Origin of the sequence: Paenarthrobacter nitroguajacolicus, assembly GCF_031455195.1 — a bacterium.
Taxonomy (GTDB): domain Bacteria; phylum Actinomycetota; class Actinomycetes; order Actinomycetales; family Micrococcaceae; genus Arthrobacter; species Arthrobacter nitroguajacolicus_D.
This window is the reverse complement of the sequence record NZ_JAVDSH010000005.1, coordinates 299,295-315,289: the sequence shown is the minus strand read 5'-3', so window position 1 is coordinate 315,289 and position 15,995 is coordinate 299,295. Positions and strand designations below refer to the sequence as shown.

15 protein-coding genes are annotated in these 15,995 nt (G+C 63.0%); 9 read left to right on the top strand and 6 right to left on the bottom strand.

The window, feature by feature from the left end:
* The first annotated feature begins 27 nt into the window (after positions 1-27).
* The 4 genes from J2Y68_RS13460 (at position 28) to J2Y68_RS13445 (ending at position 2,770) form a co-directional block, all read left to right on the top strand.
* Entirely contained in the window at positions 28-858 is an 831-nt protein-coding gene (locus J2Y68_RS13460) for an oxidoreductase (RefSeq protein ID WP_309994179.1), read from the top strand.
* 181 nt (positions 859-1,039) lie between these two features.
* Entirely contained in the window at positions 1,040-1,210 is a 171-nt protein-coding gene (locus tag J2Y68_RS13455; protein WP_309994177.1) for a hypothetical protein, read from the top strand.
* A gap of 243 nt (positions 1,211-1,453) precedes the next feature.
* On the top strand, positions 1,454-2,584 hold the full coding sequence (locus tag J2Y68_RS13450) for a glycosyltransferase family 2 protein (RefSeq protein WP_309994175.1): 1,131 nt from the start codon (positions 1,454-1,456) through the stop codon (positions 2,582-2,584).
* A 6-nt stretch (positions 2,585-2,590) separates the two neighbouring features.
* Positions 2,591-2,770, top strand: a complete 180-nt coding sequence (locus J2Y68_RS13445) for a hypothetical protein (RefSeq protein WP_211713326.1) — start codon at positions 2,591-2,593, stop codon at positions 2,768-2,770.
* An 84-nt stretch (positions 2,771-2,854) separates the two neighbouring features.
* Here J2Y68_RS13445 and J2Y68_RS13440 read toward each other — a convergent pair whose 3' ends face one another.
* Complete coding sequence (locus J2Y68_RS13440) at positions 2,855-4,099, bottom strand: hypothetical protein (protein WP_309994173.1); 1,245 nt, start codon at positions 4,097-4,099, stop codon at positions 2,855-2,857.
* A 590-nt stretch (positions 4,100-4,689) separates the two neighbouring features.
* On the opposite strand from J2Y68_RS13440, the gene J2Y68_RS13435 reads away from it, so the two are divergent.
* From J2Y68_RS13435 to J2Y68_RS13415, 5 genes are all read left to right on the top strand, one after another.
* Positions 4,690-6,270 (top strand): ArnT family glycosyltransferase, encoded by a 1,581-nt coding sequence (locus J2Y68_RS13435; protein ID WP_309994171.1) that lies wholly within the window; start codon positions 4,690-4,692, stop codon positions 6,268-6,270.
* Positions 6,267-7,601, top strand: a complete 1,335-nt coding sequence (locus tag J2Y68_RS13430) for a hypothetical protein (protein WP_309994169.1) — start codon at positions 6,267-6,269, stop codon at positions 7,599-7,601. Before J2Y68_RS13435 ends, J2Y68_RS13430 begins: the two co-directional genes overlap by 4 nt.
* Before the next feature lie 79 nt (positions 7,602-7,680).
* Entirely contained in the window at positions 7,681-8,163 is a 483-nt protein-coding gene (locus tag J2Y68_RS13425; protein WP_309994327.1) for an NUDIX hydrolase, read from the top strand.
* Positions 8,153-8,725: an MOSC domain-containing protein gene (locus tag J2Y68_RS13420; protein ID WP_309994168.1), complete on the top strand. Its 573-nt coding sequence runs from the start codon at positions 8,153-8,155 to the stop codon at positions 8,723-8,725. Before J2Y68_RS13425 ends, J2Y68_RS13420 begins: the two co-directional genes overlap by 11 nt.
* Positions 8,726-8,786: 61 nt before the next feature.
* Complete coding sequence (locus tag J2Y68_RS13415; protein WP_309994166.1) at positions 8,787-9,485, top strand: hypothetical protein; 699 nt, start codon at positions 8,787-8,789, stop codon at positions 9,483-9,485.
* An 18-nt stretch (positions 9,486-9,503) separates the two neighbouring features.
* Here J2Y68_RS13415 and J2Y68_RS13410 read toward each other — a convergent pair whose 3' ends face one another.
* The 5 genes from J2Y68_RS13410 to J2Y68_RS13390 form a co-directional block, all read right to left on the bottom strand.
* A complete protein-coding gene (locus J2Y68_RS13410) occupies positions 9,504-11,462 on the bottom strand; it encodes an ABC transporter ATP-binding protein (RefSeq protein WP_309994165.1) in 1,959 nt (652 codons plus the stop codon).
* The gene (locus J2Y68_RS13405) at positions 11,459-13,192 is read right to left on the bottom strand and encodes an ABC transporter ATP-binding protein (protein ID WP_309994163.1); all 1,734 of its coding nucleotides are present in this window, start codon (positions 13,190-13,192) and stop codon (positions 11,459-11,461) included. The genes J2Y68_RS13410 and J2Y68_RS13405 overlap by 4 nt, the downstream gene beginning before the upstream one ends.
* Positions 13,193-13,271: 79 nt before the next feature.
* Complete coding sequence (locus J2Y68_RS13400) at positions 13,272-14,795, bottom strand: CYTH and CHAD domain-containing protein (RefSeq protein ID WP_309994161.1); 1,524 nt, start codon at positions 14,793-14,795, stop codon at positions 13,272-13,274.
* 129 nt (positions 14,796-14,924) lie between these two features.
* Complete coding sequence (locus J2Y68_RS13395; RefSeq protein WP_309994160.1) at positions 14,925-15,440, bottom strand: SRPBCC family protein; 516 nt, start codon at positions 15,438-15,440, stop codon at positions 14,925-14,927.
* Between the two features lie 117 nt (positions 15,441-15,557).
* Entirely contained in the window at positions 15,558-15,935 is a 378-nt protein-coding gene (locus J2Y68_RS13390) for a hypothetical protein (RefSeq protein ID WP_309994158.1), read from the bottom strand.
* Positions 15,936-15,995 lie beyond the last annotated feature (60 nt).

Here is a 15,995-nt window from a genome sequence, read left to right as displayed (position 1 = left end):
GAATGGTCCCCTAGGAAAAGGAACATCATGACTACCTGGCTCATCACAGGCTGCTCCACAGGACTCGGCCGGGCCCTGGCCCACGCCGTCCTCGCAAAAGGCGATAACGCAGTGGTTACCGCCCGCAACACCGATTCTCTGCAGGACCTCACCGCTGAATTCCCGAAGACGGCACTCGCCGTGTCGCTCGACGTCACCGATCAGTCCCAGGTGGACGCGGCGGTTCAGCAGGCCGCCGAGCGTTTCGGCGGCGTAGACGTCCTGGTCAACAACGCCGGTTACGGCTACCGCGCTGCCATCGAAGAAGGCGACGACGCCGACGTCCGCACACTTTTCGACACCAATGTGTTCGGCCCCGTAGCCATGATCAAGGCCGTCCTTCCGGGGATGCGTTCAAGGCGATCGGGCACAATCGTGAACATCTCCTCCATCGGCGCCCGGATCTGCCCGCCCGGATCGGGCTATTACTCCGCGTCCAAGGCCGCCCTGGAGGGAATCTCAGGTTCGCTCCACAAGGAACTCCAACCCCTCGGGATCTCCGTTACAGCTGTGGAACCGGGCGGGTTCCGGACCGATTTCGCCGGCCGCTCACTCACCCAGTCAGCCGAAGCAATCGCCGACTACGCTGACACAGCCGGGAAACGCCGCAAGGAAAACGACACCGTGCACGGCACCCAGCCGGGCGACCCGGACAAGGCTGCGCAGGTGATTATCAGCGCAGTGGAAGCCGAGCAGACCCCGGCTTTCCTGTTGCTCGGAGCGGACGCTGTCTATGCGTACGACGCCGTGGAGGAAGCCATGCGGGCAGAGGTTGACCGTTGGCGGGAACACAGTGCCAGCACCGGTTACACGGAGTAATGAGCAACGTGTAATCGGTCACACTTGGCCGGATTCGCTTGTCAATCACGGTACGCAACATGAACCATGAATGAGGGAATTCGTTTCCCATACAAGCTGAATCAGCAATCCTCACCGACGAGGATGCGGCCCCGGGCGAAGAAGCTTGGGGCTGATAACGGCCTGAGTGAAAGTACTGACAATGACGACACATACTGACTCCATCACGCTGAAAATCTGGGACAAGTCGGCCATCGACCACACCGTCGATGCCGCCATCCAGTCCCTCTCACACCGCGCCGCCGCCGAAAACTGCGGCATCGCAGTGACGCTCAGCGGACCGAAAACCTTCACGGTCAGCCTGAGCCGCTAAGCAGCCCACAGCAAACGCAAGAGGACGACGCCGGTACTTGCCGGCGTCGTCCTCTTGCGTTTAAGGCGCCTCCAGAGGTGCGCCAAAGAACGTACAAGTGGTCCCGGACCATGATTCGTGATGCCTCACGGGAAGTCCTGAGCAAACCTTGAGTTTTCCTTGACGCTTTGCCTGCGTGTTTCTTGCGTTGGCGTTGGAACTCTAAATGAGTCAACGCTTCAACGCTCGAACGGAGGGATCACAATGCTCACGGAAATCACGGTTAGTGCAGACGCACCGGACACGGATGCCACCCCGCGCGGATCCCACCGTGCCGCCGGCGGAGTAGTAACAGTCCTGGTCCCGGCCCACAACGAGTCGGCTGGCATCACTGAGACGCTGCTGTCCCTGAACAACCAGACCCGCCGCCCGGACCGCATCATCGTGGTGGCCGACAACTGCACCGACGACACCGAGACTCTCGCGCTTGCCCAGGGCGTCGAGGTCATGAGGACGGTCGGCAACAAGGACAAGAAGGCCGGTGCCCTGAACTTCGCGCTGAGCGAGTTGCTTCCGGACGCCGACCCTGAAGACCTGGTCCTGGTCCAGGATGCCGACTCGCAGTTGGCCCTCGACTTCATCGAAAACGCCACCGACAACCTGCTCACCGATGAACTGCTCGGCGCAGTTGGCGGCGTGTTCAGCGGCGGCCCCGGCGGCGGCTTCGTAGGACACCTGCAGCGTAACGAGTACGCCCGCTACGCCAGGGACGTCAAGCGCCTCCACGGCAAATGCCTGGTGGTGACCGGAACGGCTGCACTGTTCCGGGTCAAGACGTTGCGCGATGTGGTCGCAGCCCGTCTGGCGGGCACCCTCCCTCCAGGCAACGGCAAGGGCGGCGTCTACGACACGTCGGTCCTCACCGAAGACAACGAGCTCTCCTTCGCCCTGCTGACCCTCGGGTACCGCATCGCTTCGCCGTCCAACTGCACGCTGGTCACGGAGGTCATGCCTACATGGCGTGAACTCTGGGCGCAGCGGCTCCGCTGGAAGCGTGGCGCGGTGGAGAACTGCGTGCAGTACGGCTGGACCAAGGTGACTCGCGCCTACTGGGGACGCCAGTTCCTGTCGATGATCGGCGTCGTGGTGACCCTGGCTTACTTCGGCTCCATCATTTTTGCTTTGACCACCGGAATGGGCCTGAACCTCCAGCCATTCTGGATCGCAGTCACCGGCATCTTCGTCCTGGAGCGCATCGTCACACTGCGCTTCCGGGGCTGGAGGTACATGCTGCTGGCCGCAACCATGTACGAAACCGTCATCGATATCTTCCTCCAGGCCGTGCACGCCAAGGCCTACCTGGATGCAGCCCTCAACCGCAAGAAAGTTTGGTAATCACTGATGTACAACAACCCGGCAGGACCCGCAGCAGGCGCATTCGTAGGTGCCACAGGCTCAGGAACGCTCGCCATGACAGGCGCAGGTGATCTGTTCTGGTTCGCCCTGGCTGCCTTCGCAATGCTCGCCCTGGGCCTCGCCATCAAGAGGATCGTGCCAGTCCGTGCCGAGAAGAAGGCCTAGCCGCTTCTCCCCAAAGCCCAACAGGCCCGCAGGTGTGTCGCTTTCCCCCAGCGCGACACAACTGCGGGCCTGTTGTTTTAAAACTCAGGCCACAACCGCTGTGCTGGCGGATGTCTTGGCCGCCGTGGTGTAACCAGGATTGGTGCCGGTGACCTTCACACTCATCGTGTCGGCCTGGTCAGCGCTCACCAGCACGTAGGTTTTAGCCGTTGCCCCCGAAATCGCCACCCCTGACCGATACCACTGGTACGTCAGGGTGGTTCCTGAGGTCCAGGTGCCCGTATTGGCTGTCAGTGTGGAGCCCACGCTCAACGTCCCAGTGATGGTGGGAACAGGTGCCACCAGGGTGCCTGCGACAACTGTTGCCGTTGGCGCGGACTCCTTGGTGCTTGTTGCGTACCCGGCTTTGGTTCCGGTGACCCGGACAGTCAATTTTGTGCCTTGGTCTGCCGCAGCCAGGACGCGGGTTGCGTTGGTGGCGCCTGCAATCGCCGCTCCATTCCTGTACCACTGGTAAGTCAGTGCAGTGCCCGTGGTCCATGTTCCCGGCGCAGCCGTCAACGTTGAACCCACCGCTGCCGTTCCGGTCACCGTAGGAGTCGGGGCCGTCAGCGGGATGCCCGGGACAAAGGAGAAATCGCGGATGGTGACGGATTCCGGAGCAACACCTGCTGCGTCTCCTCCCCCACCGCCGGTCACCCAAAGGTTGAAGTGGATCTGTTCCTTGGCGGGAAGCGGAACCGTGGACCCCTGGAGGACGGTCCTTTTCAGCAGCGTCCCTGTGTAGCCCTCCCCTGCGAACGTCTCGAAAGTCAGCTTGCCCGGCTCCCACACCATCCTGTGCGTGAGAATCGGAGCGTTGGTGACATCGAAGGTGACAGTGTTATTGCCCTGCCCTGGAGGCTTGGTGGCATCGAACCAGTAGCCATGCCCCTGCGTTACCGGCCAGTTCTCGCCGTAAGCCGCTCCGCCACCCCACGCCGACGCTTCGCAAAGATCGATTTCGGTGTACCCGGGTTCCGCTGCGGGGTCGTACGTGAACAGGCAACCCCATACAACTTCCTTCTGCAGGGCGCTGACATCCTTCTCCACCGTGGTGCTGTAGGTGCCATAGCCAAATCCTTCACGGGTGGACTGGAACTCCGCCCCCTTGGGAGCGGTACCTGTGGGGTTGGTGATGGAGAGCTTGACGTACCCGTTGGCGTCAGGATTGCTCACATTGTTGGCGTCCCAGCTGGCGTTGTACATGGGCGCCCCACCCCAAAAACGCTTTTGCCAGTTGAATCCCTTCCACGCAAAACTGCCCACTGGCCCGGGATCATCAGCCATCGGCGTAGTATCCGCGGCACTTGAGGGGCCCATGCCCGTGAACATCGATAAACCTACCGCCGCAATGACGGCCAATCCCATTGCTTTTCTTCCCCCATGTGGAAGGAGCTTCACTGACAATGCCATAGCTGTGTCCTCCTGCTGATGCGCCCAGAAATGCCTCCGGCAATTGCCTGAGGCCGCCGTGACGTTCCACCCCCGAGGAACGTGCAACTCCTCGATTATCGATTAGGCAGGGTCCTGTCGGAAGCGAAATGGGCCAGCAAAATCGGCGTTACCACATCAATTGGATAACGGTGGGCCTTCGCACTGCCCCTGGCGCTGCATTCCGGGGCGACTCCGGCCGCGTCACGATCACTCGTTTGCCCGCACTAACAAAGTGACAGGACACATGCCTTGATGCAGAAAGACATGGACGTTAGATCGGAGACTCATCCAATGACAAGCAGCAGCGGTACCGCAGAGCCCGGCAACCTTATGCCCATCGAGGCCCCCGGTGAGCTGTCCTCCGCCAAAAATCAGACACCGCGTATCAGGAACACCCAAACCACTACATGCTGACCCCAAGCACAATCTCTCCAGAACAACCCATGAACGCGCAGGACCAACCCGAGGCACCCATGCTCCGGGTTCGGATCCGGAAGCAGTCCAGAACCGCGAAGCTGTTCAGGCATCCTTTGTGGGTTGCGGGGCTGGTGGGCTTGCTGGCCATGGTGTTCCGGGTAACCGGAGTGGAACGGGCCAACGACGTTTTCATCGACGAAGTAACCTACGCCGATTTGGCCAGGCAACTGGCGGCCGGACAAATACCCTCAACATCCGGCGCTCCCTTCTTCCTCCATCCTCCCGGATCCTATGCGCTCAACGCCTTGGTGATCCGGATCATGGGCCTCGACGGGCATCCGATGGACCTGGCCCTTCAACTGCGGTGGTTCAACGCGTTCCTGGGTGTGGGCACCGTTGTTGTCTGCTTCCTGCTGGTCCGCCGTTTGGTAGGGCTCGGGCCCGCGACAGTGGCCGGAATGATCCTGGCCAGCGACCCCTTTGTGCTCCGCATGGACGGGCGGTTGATGATGGAGACGCCCACTGGGTTGGCGGTCCTGTCCGGTTGGCTGCTGGTCCTGCTGCTGCTCAAGCGCGAACGGGGACGCCCCCGGCTGTGGCTTGAAATAGCTGCAGGACTGGTCTTTGGACTGGCAATCGTCATGAAAGACATGACGGCGGTTTTCACAGTGGTCCCACTGCTGGCCGGCGTAGCCTGGCGGCGAACAGTGCCTCCGCGGACTGCCCTGCGGATGGTTGTTTGTTCCGTGGTTCCGTACCTCATCTATTTGAGCCTGATCACTGCAGGTGGGCTGCTCCCCCAGTTCCTGGAACAAAAGTCCGTGGGTGTCCTAAGAATGGCGGGCGTGGTTCAGATGACTGGGTTCAATGCCGTCCCTGGCGTCGGCCTGGTGGATCGGCTTGTAGATCTGATGGGGCGGTTCGGCACAAGCTACGTGCTCCTGGGTCTGTCCATCGTGGCCGGCGGGCTGGCCGCGGCATCCCCGCTGGTGGAACGGCGCGTTATTGGCTTGTTCTCATTGATTACCGGCTTGGTGGGCGTCTACTCCGTGTTTTTCGGTGCCGCTGAAGAACAGTTCGGCTATTGCGTGGTGCTGGCGGCCTTGGTTTCAACGCCTGTGGCCGCAGTGATGGTCGTAACGTGGCGGCCCCGCCTGCGGGGTGTGGTCGCCGCCGTCGTGGTCGTCATGACGGGCCTGGGCCTGTTTCTGGGTGTTCAGGCAAGGTCGGTGGTTGACGACGGGCTTGTCCGTGCGCGGGCCTTCATGAATACGGAACTACCTGAGTCCGCAATAGTAGGGCTAACGTCCGTCACAGGTGAGTTCGCACTGTTGCCGCACCAGGGCTGGGAGGTTTTGCCGTCCTTGCAGTCGTTGCAGGACCGGAACGCGGAGTATGTCCTGACCCAGGGCAGGCAACTGGGGCAGGGTTACGGCTACGCGTCGCCGGCGTTCCTGGACTGGCTGCAGAACAATGCCCAGCCGGTCTTCACCTTCTCCGGGCCCACGTCCGGGGACACCGTCGTGTGGAAACTGGACCGCGACAAGCTGGACGCCGCCGTGGCCGGAGGGATGACACTGCCACCGGTGACCGGCGGATACCCATGAGGCGCGTTAGCCTCTTGACCTTCCTGGCGTTGGTGATCCTGGGCTCAACCGTTGGCTGTTCGGCCGGAACCGGGCGCGCCAGCCCTGCCCCGATGGCTTTCGGCGTCTTGGGTTCGAGCTGTTCGCCTGACAGGCTGGCCGCGCTGCGGACGGCCGGGGTGTCCGTGGTGGAGCTGCCACTGGCGTGGGACCGCTACGAGCCGGTCGAGGGCCGGGTGGATTCACGTTACGTTGCCGAGGTGCAGGCGCGATTGGACGCGTGTCGCCAGGCCGGCATGGGGGTGGTCCTGTCCCCGGGCCTTCACTACGCGCCCAACTGGGTCAGGCGCCTGGCCGGCGGTGTCTTGAAAGGCAGTTCCGGAGGCGTGGCCCGGCACGGCGGGGCGGAGTTGATCTTCAGTGCCGCAACACGGGACGCCGCCCAACGATACTTGGCCCGCGTCGCGTCGGACCTGGGGCTGGAGCACATTACGGCAATAAGGGTTGGTACGGACGCCAGCGGTGAGCTGGGATACCCGGGGCCCGAGGACGGCGGAAATGAAGGCGAGTTTTGGGCCTTCGGAGACGCTCCCCAACTCGGGATCGGATTGGCTGAAGGAGTGGTGCGCTCGCCCATGCCGGGTTGGGTTCCAGGCTCCCGGTCCTGGAACGGACGGGTGGTCACCCCCCAGCAGGTCCGGAACTGGTGGGACTGGTACGCGGGGTCCGCCGTGGACGCGGTGGTGTGGCAGGTGGGCGAGCTGCGGAAGCTCGGCTACGAAGGGCTGATTCACGTTCCGGTGGCGGGTCGGGGAGCTTTGCCTGCTGACGTGGTTCAAGCTGTCGACGGTCGCCTCGATGGGCGCGCCAACCCGGATGGCGCCCTGGAACGCGGTCTTGACTATGTTGCCCAGTTCGCCGTATTGGCGGCGTTGCCCGGTGTGGCTATCGACTTCACTGGCTTGGACGACGTCTCTGATGTGTGGGCACGCACGGCCGATCCACCGCAGGACCGCTGCCGCCCGGGTGACGAAACGGGTGTGGTCCGGGACGACGTTTCTGAGTGGTCGTCCCACAGATACACGAGCGCGTTGGCCCGACGCGCAGGGCTCGGGTTGGTTGGGGAAAATCCCGGCCCTCCCGATGCGCCGTTCACCGGTGGTTCGCCGTTCTCACACAGCCTTGCCGATCAGTTGAGGCTTGCGCCGGAGTACGCCGCAGAGTGTGGGATGACCATGTTCCTGTTCGGCTTCGAAGAGGACCTCTTCAGGGGGAAGAACCGCGCCGGAAACGGGGTAGGCGTAGATGACTACGGCAGGATGATCCAGCAGCTTCGGGCAGACGGACGATGACGCCGCCCATGGTCCGGGGCCACGCATCCGGTAGGCTCGTTTTCTGACCTTGGACGCCCTGGATGGTTCGAAGGGAAACATGGCAATTCGCAGCGCAGGCATACTTCTTTACCGGCAGCCCTTGTCTGGTCTGTTGGAACTATGGGTAGCCCACATGGGCGGCCCGTTCTGGTCACGGAAAGACCAGCACGCATGGTCCATTCCCAAGGGCGAATTTCCTGACGATGAAGACGCCCTAGAGGCAGCAAAACGGGAATTTACGGAAGAAATAGGTTCCCCTCCCCCATCCGTGGACTACGAATTATTGGGAGTTTTTCGCCAGCCCTCCGGCAAACTCATCACCGCTTTCGCCGCCGAAGCCGCGGAATTTCAACCGGACAAAATTGTCAGCAACACCTTTCCCATGGAGTGGCCAAAAGGCTCAGGGGACATCAAAAATTTCCCTGAGATTGATGACGCACGCTGGTTTGATGAAGCCACGGCCAGGACCAAGCTGGTCAAGGGGCAACTGCCCATCGTTGACGCGTTGGTCCGTCGGCTAGCGTTAAGGGGTGACGACTGAATACAGGTACGACGTCGAGGTGCTGCACCTTTTGGTGTCGCCGGCGCATGCCTACTTTGGCCGTGCCCGGGAGGGCGCCGCGGATGTCCCCACTGCTGATGCCGCACACGCCGAACTGGTCTCCGGCAAGGGGATTGTTGGAGACAGGTTCTTCGGCAAGGCCGCTCACATGGACGCCGCCGTAACCCTCTTCGCAGTTGAAGCGCTGGAGTCAATGGCAGCCGAACTCGACGCCGGGCCTTTCGATCCGTTGCTGACGCGCCGCAATGTTGTGCTCAGGGGTGCCGAGCTGGCGCCCTTGCTCGGCCACGAGTTCACATTGGAGTCCGGCGGTGATGCGGTGCGGTTGAAAGCCGGACGCCCGGCCCACCCCTGTGCTTGGATGGACGAAATGCTCGCCCCTGGGGCCCACAAAGCGATGCGCGGGCGTGGTGGTGTGCGATGCCAAGTGGTTTCCGGCGGCATGCTGAACCGTGGGGCGGCGGTTCTGGTTAGTCCGGTGCCTCTGGACCCAGCCAAGGCCGGAGACGCGAACGTGCTTCGACCGTCACGCCTGCCCTAGGGAGCACTCCGCGATCATCAGGTTGCTGTCTTTCCGGGTTTGTCCCGCATAGGGTGACCAGATGGGTACATTGAGCAGCAGGGTACAAGGAATGGCCGGGGCCACCTTTGCCGGCCTTTTCAGGGCCATCAAGGTCGCCCGCCCGCATCGCCCCATCCATCCGACGGGGATCCATCTGGTGGGAACGCTGAAGAGGGATCCGGGCCAGCGCAGGCCGTCGGGCATCCCGTGGCTGGATGGTTCAGGGACCAACCCGGTGAATGCGCGGCTGTCGCGCTCGATCGGATTGCCCGATGCCCTGCCGGACATCATTGGCCTGGCCATACGCTTCACGGAGCACGGCAAGCAGGCCGACATGTTGCTGGCTACCACCGGTCCCACAGGAATCGGCAGGTTCATCCTCCGGCTCCGACGCAACGCCGCATCCGCCGTGTTCTCCAGCATGATGCCCTACAAATCAATGTCCGGACCCGTCCTGATAGCAGCACGCACCATTGAAGGACCTGGGAAGTTGCCCGTGGAACCCAGGGCGTTCCGTGCCGCTCTTGGACGTGGGCCGTGGACACTGAAGCTCCATCACGCCAGCCCGCTGGGTCCTTGGTGCCGTCTTGGGACGTTGACGCTTACCGTGGCTGATCACGGCCAGGATTCCGACGAGCGTTTCGATCCCGTCCTCAACCCCCTCCCCGGCGCAGGGACGTACGACTGGACACGACGGCTCCGGGAACCGTCCTACGCCTTGGCCCGACAACGGGGCTGAGCCGCTGCCCCCAGGCCCCTAAACTTCGGCGGCCGGTGCTGCGAACTGCGCCTCATACAGCCTGGAATACGCTCCACCGGTGGCCAGCAGTTCCGAGTGGGTCCCCTGTTCCACGATCTGCCCGGCCTCCATGACCAGGATGAGGTCGGCGTCGCGGATGGTGGAGAGCCGGTGCGCAATCACAAAACTGGTCCGGTCCGAGCGCAGCGCATTCATGGCTTTCTGCACCAGCACCTCGGTGCGGGTATCCACTGAGCTGGTGGCTTCATCCAGGATCAAGACGGACGGCCGGGACAGGAAGGCACGCGCAATGGTCAGCAACTGCTTCTCACCTGCCGACACGTTGCCGCCCTCGTCATCGAGCAGGGTGTCGTAGCCTTCCGGGAGCGACCGCACGAATCGGTCGACGTACGTTGCCTGCGCGGCTTCAACGATCTCGGATTCGGAAGCGGTGGGCCGACCATAAGCGATGTTGTCTCGGATGGTCCCGCCAAACAGCCACGTATCCTGCAGCACCATGCCCATCCGCGAGCGCAGTTCCTGCCGTGAAAGGGATGCGATGTCCACGCCGTCCAAGGTGATCCGGCCGCCGTCGAGGTCGTAGAACCGCATCATGAGGTTCACCAGCGTTGTCTTGCCGGCACCGGTGGGCCCGACGATCGCGATGCTCTGCCCTGGCTCGGCGACCAGGCTGAGGTCCGTGATCAGTGGCTTGTCCGGCGAGTAGCGGAAGGACACGTTCTCGAACACGAGCCGTCCACGTGAGGGGCCCGAAGCGGAAGCTGCCGGCTCTTCGGACTCCTCCTCTTCATCGAGCAGGTCGAAGACGCGTTCGGCGGACGCAACACCGGATTGGAGCATGTTGGCCATGGACCCGAGCTGGGCCAGCGGCATGGTGAACTGCCGCGAGTATTGGATGAACGCCTGGACGTCGCCCAACTGCATGGCACCGGAAGCGACCTGGAGGCCACCGACGACGGCGATTCCCACATAGACGAGGTTGCCGATGAAGGTCATGGCGGGCATGATCAGCCCGCTAACGAACTGCGCTCCAAAGCTCGCCTGGTACAGCTCTGAGTTCTTCGCGCGGAACTTCTCCTGGACCTCGTTCTGGCGTCCGAACACCTTCACCAACGCGTGGCCCGTGTAGGTTTCTTCGATCTGGCCGTTCAGTTCGCCGGTGTTTTTCCACTGGGCCACGAACATCTTCTGGGACCGTTTGGCGATCAGAAGGGTTGTCCCCAGCGTGAGCGGGATGGTCACCAGGGCAATCAGTGCCAGCAGCGGCGAGAGGACGAACATCATCACCAGCACGCCCAGCACAGTGAGTAAGGACGAGACTACTTGGCTGATGGATTGCTGCAGGCTTTGGGAGATGTTGTCCACATCGTTGGTTACCCGGCTGAGCAGCTCGCCGCGCTGGATGGAGTCGAAGTACCGGAGCGGCAGCCGGTGGATTTTCGCTTCGATCCGCTCACGCAGCCGGTAGACGGTCCGCTGGACCACACCGTTGAGGACGTACGCCTGCATCCAACCGAACGCGGAGGCCAGGACGTACAGGGCCAGCGCCCAGAGCAGCACGGAGGACAGCGCACCGAAGTCGATTCCGACGCCGGGCGTGAGGGTCATGGCGCTGAGCATGTCGGCTTTGCTGCCCTCGCCTGAGGCGCGGAGCCTGTCGATCACTTCGGCTTTGGTTACGCCTGCGGGCAACTGCTTGGAGACGACGCCGGCAAAGATCAGGTTGGTGCCTTCGCCAAGCAGCCGGGGTCCGATCACGGACAGGGCGACGCTGACTACGGCGAACACCAGGACCAAGGTCAGCCACAACCGCTCCGGACGCAGTGTCCCCAAAAGGCGCCGGGCGGAAGCGCTGAAGTTGGATGCTTTCTCGGCCGGAACGTTCATCCCGGCGAAGGGACCGCCGCGTCCAGGACCCATGGCTGGGCGTTGGGGTCCACGGGTGACGGTGCTCATGCTGCTTCCTCCGATGCGAGCTGGGACGACACGATTTCGCGGTAGGTTTCGGAGGACTCCAACAACTCATCGTGCGTTCCCTGCCCCACGATCCTGCCGTCGTCGAGCACCAGGATCTGGTCCGCGTCGGCGATGCTGGACACGCGTTGGGCGATGATCACCAGGGTGGCGCCGTTGGTGTGCCGTTTGAGGGCTTGTCGCAGCCGGGCGTCCGTTGCGGTGTCCAACGAGGAGAACGAGTCGTCGAAGATGTACAGTTCGGGCTGCTTCACCAATGCCCGCGCAATCGCGAGCCGCTGGCGCTGCCCACCGGAAACGTTGGTTCCACCCTGGGAGATGGCTGCGTCGAGGCCACCTTCCATTTCTTCGACGAAGTCACGTGCCTGCGCTACAGACAATGCCTGCCACATCTCCTCCTCGGTAGCGTCGGGCTTGCCGTATTGGAGGTTACTGCGGACTGTTCCGGAGAACAGGTACGGCCGTTGCGGCACCAGGCCGATATGTCCCCATAATTTGTCGGGGTGCAGGTCGCGGACGTCCACGCCATCCATTCGTACGGATCCGCTGGTGGCATCGAAAAGGCGCGGCATGAGGTTCACCAGGGTGGTCTTGCCGGCGCCGGTGCTGCCGATGATCGCGGTGGTCTGCCCCGCGAAGGCCGTGAAGGTGACGCCGCTCAGCACGGGTTGCTCGGCACCCGGGTACGCGAATCCGACGTCGTGCATGGCCAGTTCGCCCCGCCGGATACCGGCGGCAACAGGGTTCGACGGCGGCTGGACACTTGAGGCGGTATCGAGCACCTCACCTATCCGGTCGGCGGAGACGGACGCCCGCGGAATCATCACGGCCATGAACGTGGCCATCATGACGGACATGAGGATCTGCATCAGGTAGCTCAGGAAGGCAATCAGGGTGCCCACCTGCATGGAACCGTCCTCGATCCTGAAGGACCCGAACCAGATCACCGCCACACTGGAGACGTTCATGACCAGCATGACCACCGGGAACATGAGCGACATCAAACGGCCCGCCCGCAGCGCCACGTCAGTGACGTCGTCGTTGGCTTTGCCGAAACGGGAGGTCTCCATGTCTTCGCGCACGAAGGCCCGGACCACGCGGATGCCGGTGAGTTGCTCTCGCAGGACCCGGTTTACGGCGTCGATCCTGACCTGCATTTTGCGGAACAGCGGCACCATCCGTGTGACGATCAGGCCGACAGCCACCAGCAGCACCGGCACGCACACCGCAATCAGCCACGACAGCTGGGCGTCCTGCCGGACGGCCATGATCACGCCGCCGATGCTCAGCATGGGGGCGGCGACCATCAGCGTGCAGGACATGAGGACCAACTGCTGGATCTGCTGGACGTCGTTGGTGGAGCGTGTGATCAGGGACGGCGCCCCGAACCTGGTGACCTCTTGCTCGGAGAACTCGCCGACCCGGCTGAAAATCGCGTCGCGGACGTCGCGCCCCATCCCCATGGCCGCTTTCGCGCCGAAGTACACGGCCACCACGGCGCACGCAATCTGCAGCAGGGTGATCAGCAGCATGAGCCCGCCCATGCGCATGATGTAGTCGGTATCGCCGGTGGCGACACCGTGATCGATGATGTCGGCGTTGAGCGTCGGTAGGTACAGGGAGGCGATGGACTGCGCCAACTGGAAGACGACGACGGCGATCAAAAGCCGCTGATGCGGCCGCAGGAACCGGACAAGGACCTTCCAAAGCATGAGATCTCCAAGCAGACGCCGTGTGAACCGAAGGCCAGTTTACGTCTGGTTGCCGCGGGCAACTAGGGGCAATCGTGTGTCAGGGCTTGAGTCGTAGCTTTCGCGCCTTCTTGCCGCTCTGCAGGTACAGCTGCTCTGTTGCATCGGCCGCATTGCGTTCCAGCGCGTGGAGCACGCCGTAGGTAAACGCCACGCTCCCAACGTCCGAAGCCGAGCCCAGTTTCAGCAGCTCCTCGCGGGCCATGGCACTGTCCTGGTGCTCGCCGAGGATCGACTGGACCTTGTGAGCCGCGTCCTCCACTTTGCCGGCGCGCTTGCCGTGCACGCTTGCTACAGCCGCGGCAGCGAAGCGAAGCTTCTTGGCGGCCTTGCGGACCTCATGGAACGCCTTGTCGCGTTGAGGCCCGACGGCGGAACCCACCGCGGCGTCGTGGCGTTTGCCGAGCCGTTGGGCGGCTTTGTTGACGAGCTTGGCGGTTGTTTTGCCAGCTGGACGGCTCCCCTTGGGAGCGACGGGCGGGGCTTGGATGAACGCCTCGAGGTGTTCAAGCAGCCGGTAATAACGTGGACTGTCCAGGCGCTCCCGGATAGCCGACAACGCCGTGTCCGCCCTGACCTGCATGAGCTGGTCGAGTTCATCCTGCACCGGTCCCAACACCAGCTTGGGCGGCAACTCATCCAGCGCAAGACGCAGCCGTTCATGCAAGACCTCTGTATCCCGGTAGCGGCCCAGCGTCTCGGCGAGGGATTTCAGTTCTGATTCGAGCCCGTCGACTGCCTCCGGATCGAAAAGCTTCCGGTAGCTGTGCAGCACGGAGCGGATGCGCCGGATCAGGGAGCGCATTTGGTGCACTGCATCGTCCCGGTCCTGCCGAACGTGGGCGTCCTGAAGGAGCAGTTCTGCCATTTGTGCGTCCAGGTACTCCAGTACCGGAGTCACCGCCGGGGCCTTGCCGCTGGAGGATTTCCTTGCCGCTTCCCGGGGTGCGGGCCATGAATCGCCCAGGGCCGTGGCCAACTTGGAGACTCGGGTGCTGGGCTTCGCCCCGACGTCTGCCAACTGTCCGGCAAGAGCCTCCTGCAAGGCACTCTCCTGGCCATCAGTTGCGGCCAACTCCAGCTCCCACTCGCGCCACTTCGACTCACGGGGCCCGTCGACAACGACGTGGGCGCGTACCTGGTCATCGACAAAGTCGGCAAGGCGTTCGCCGCCTTCGCCATACAGGGCGAAGCTGGTGCGTTCGGTACTCAGGGTCGCGACAGGGGCCAGCGGCCGACCACAGGTGTAGGCAAGCACGCGCTCCAGGAGTTCATCAGGGATGGCATCCACGGAGCCCAGGGGTGCCTGGATTTCTGTCCTGTTGCCAGGGCTATGCGGAAGTTTGAGGTGCCACCCGGCGTCGGTACCGCCGGTACGGCGGCGCAGCGTTATCCCGCGGGCGGCCAGGGCCAGCTGGCTGGTGTCGAAGTAAACGGCTTCCAGGTGATGGACCGCGGGCTCACCAACTCTCCCGACGCCATCGATGGATCCCAGATCCGGGAGCGGCGAGGAATCATCGGCGTCGAATTTCCGCTCAGTCTCGATGTTGCTGGACGCTGCCATGTACCCCGTGCTCCTCTGCCGTTTCAGCTCCCGGATAAGCCGCGAGGGCCGGCCCGTATAAGTGGCCGGCCCTCTTTGGAGCTATCTATTTGGTGCTGTTACCAGTGTGAACGAGTCCGCAGCGCCGCGCTAGATGTCTACCGAGCGGGGGCGGGTGGGATCCAGCGTTCCTTCGCCTGTGTCATCCACGTCGCCGCCAGACACCGTCCCACGCCAGGCACCGGTTTCGTGACCCTGGGCCTCAATGAACTTCTTGAACTTGTCCAGGTCCGCACCAACACGCAGGCTGTCCACCCCAAGGGCCGAACCAGCCTTTTCAGTGAGGCTCTCCGGCTCCCACACGATCTCGACCGAGACCCGGGTCCTGGCAGGTTCGAGCGACTCGAAGCTCACCGTACCGCCGTTGCGGGGGCCGTCCACGCTGGCCCAACTGACCAAGGTGTCCGGGACCTGTTCCACGATCTGCGCGTTGTAATCGCGCTTTACACCGCCCACGTTGGTTGAGAAGTGGAGGCCCGTTTCGTCGATCTGCTCAACGGCATCCACCCCGTTCATGAACTCGGGGAACGTCTCGAACTGCGTCCATTGGTTGTAGGCGACGGATACGGGGACGTCTACTTCGATTGACTTATTCACAGTGGCCATAGGTGACTGCTCCTTCGATCGTGTCTCGGGTGCTTAGTGCGGGTGGTGCCAGTGGCACGCCAGCCGGCTGGCTGCTTAACCGGAGGCGCGCCTGCTTAAGCGCGCCAGCTGGAGTTTTTAGCCGGCGTCGAAATCTTCTTCGTCATCGTCATTCGGAGACTCCTCTTGGGGGAGGTCGTTGCCGCTGCCGTCCGGCAAGTCATCGTCGTTGCCGTCCGGCTGCAAGGACTGCTCGGCGTGCGACTGTTCTTCAGTCCCGCCGAAGCGACCAGCGCCCGGCTCCCCTGAGCTGTCCGAGTCTTCGGGGTCCAAGTGGCTGAGGTTCGGCGCACCGGTGGCGAACGTTTCGCCGTCAGGGCTGTCTTGGCTCAAACCGGCTTCAGAGAGGTCTTCTTCCACGCGGGGCTGTGCCTGCCCTCCGCCGGATTCCTGCTCCGCGGTGGGGGTGCCGTAGCCTCCCACTTCCTCTTCCGGCGTGGCGTTCTGCTTGTCCATGCGACCTGTCCTTTCCAAAAGCGGTGAACGTGTATATGGAACTCTTCGAACCCCTAAGGG

Coding starts and splice junctions, on each gene's coding strand:
- J2Y68_RS13460 (WP_309994179.1), top strand. CDS start 28: ATGACTACCTGGCTCATCACAGGCTGCTCCACAGGACTCGGCCGGGCC.
- J2Y68_RS13455 (WP_309994177.1), top strand. CDS start 1,040: ATGACGACACATACTGACTCCATCACGCTGAAAATCTGGGACAAGTCG.
- J2Y68_RS13450 (WP_309994175.1), top strand. CDS start 1,454: ATGCTCACGGAAATCACGGTTAGTGCAGACGCACCGGACACGGATGCC.
- J2Y68_RS13445 (WP_211713326.1), top strand. CDS start 2,591: ATGTACAACAACCCGGCAGGACCCGCAGCAGGCGCATTCGTAGGTGCC.
- J2Y68_RS13440 (WP_309994173.1), bottom strand. CDS start 4,099: ATGGCTGATGATCCCGGGCCAGTGGGCAGTTTTGCGTGGAAGGGATTC.
- J2Y68_RS13435 (WP_309994171.1), top strand. CDS start 4,690: ATGAACGCGCAGGACCAACCCGAGGCACCCATGCTCCGGGTTCGGATC.
- J2Y68_RS13430 (WP_309994169.1), top strand. CDS start 6,267: ATGAGGCGCGTTAGCCTCTTGACCTTCCTGGCGTTGGTGATCCTGGGC.
- J2Y68_RS13425 (WP_309994327.1), top strand. CDS start 7,681: ATGGCAATTCGCAGCGCAGGCATACTTCTTTACCGGCAGCCCTTGTCT.
- J2Y68_RS13415 (WP_309994166.1), top strand. CDS start 8,787: ATGGGTACATTGAGCAGCAGGGTACAAGGAATGGCCGGGGCCACCTTT.
- J2Y68_RS13410 (WP_309994165.1), bottom strand. CDS start 11,462: ATGAGCACCGTCACCCGTGGACCCCAACGCCCAGCCATGGGTCCTGGA.
- J2Y68_RS13405 (WP_309994163.1), bottom strand. CDS start 13,192: ATGCTTTGGAAGGTCCTTGTCCGGTTCCTGCGGCCGCATCAGCGGCTT.
- J2Y68_RS13400 (WP_309994161.1), bottom strand. CDS start 14,795: ATGGCAGCGTCCAGCAACATCGAGACTGAGCGGAAATTCGACGCCGAT.
- J2Y68_RS13395 (WP_309994160.1), bottom strand. CDS start 15,440: ATGGCCACTGTGAATAAGTCAATCGAAGTAGACGTCCCCGTATCCGTC.
- J2Y68_RS13390 (WP_309994158.1), bottom strand. CDS start 15,935: ATGGACAAGCAGAACGCCACGCCGGAAGAGGAAGTGGGAGGCTACGGC.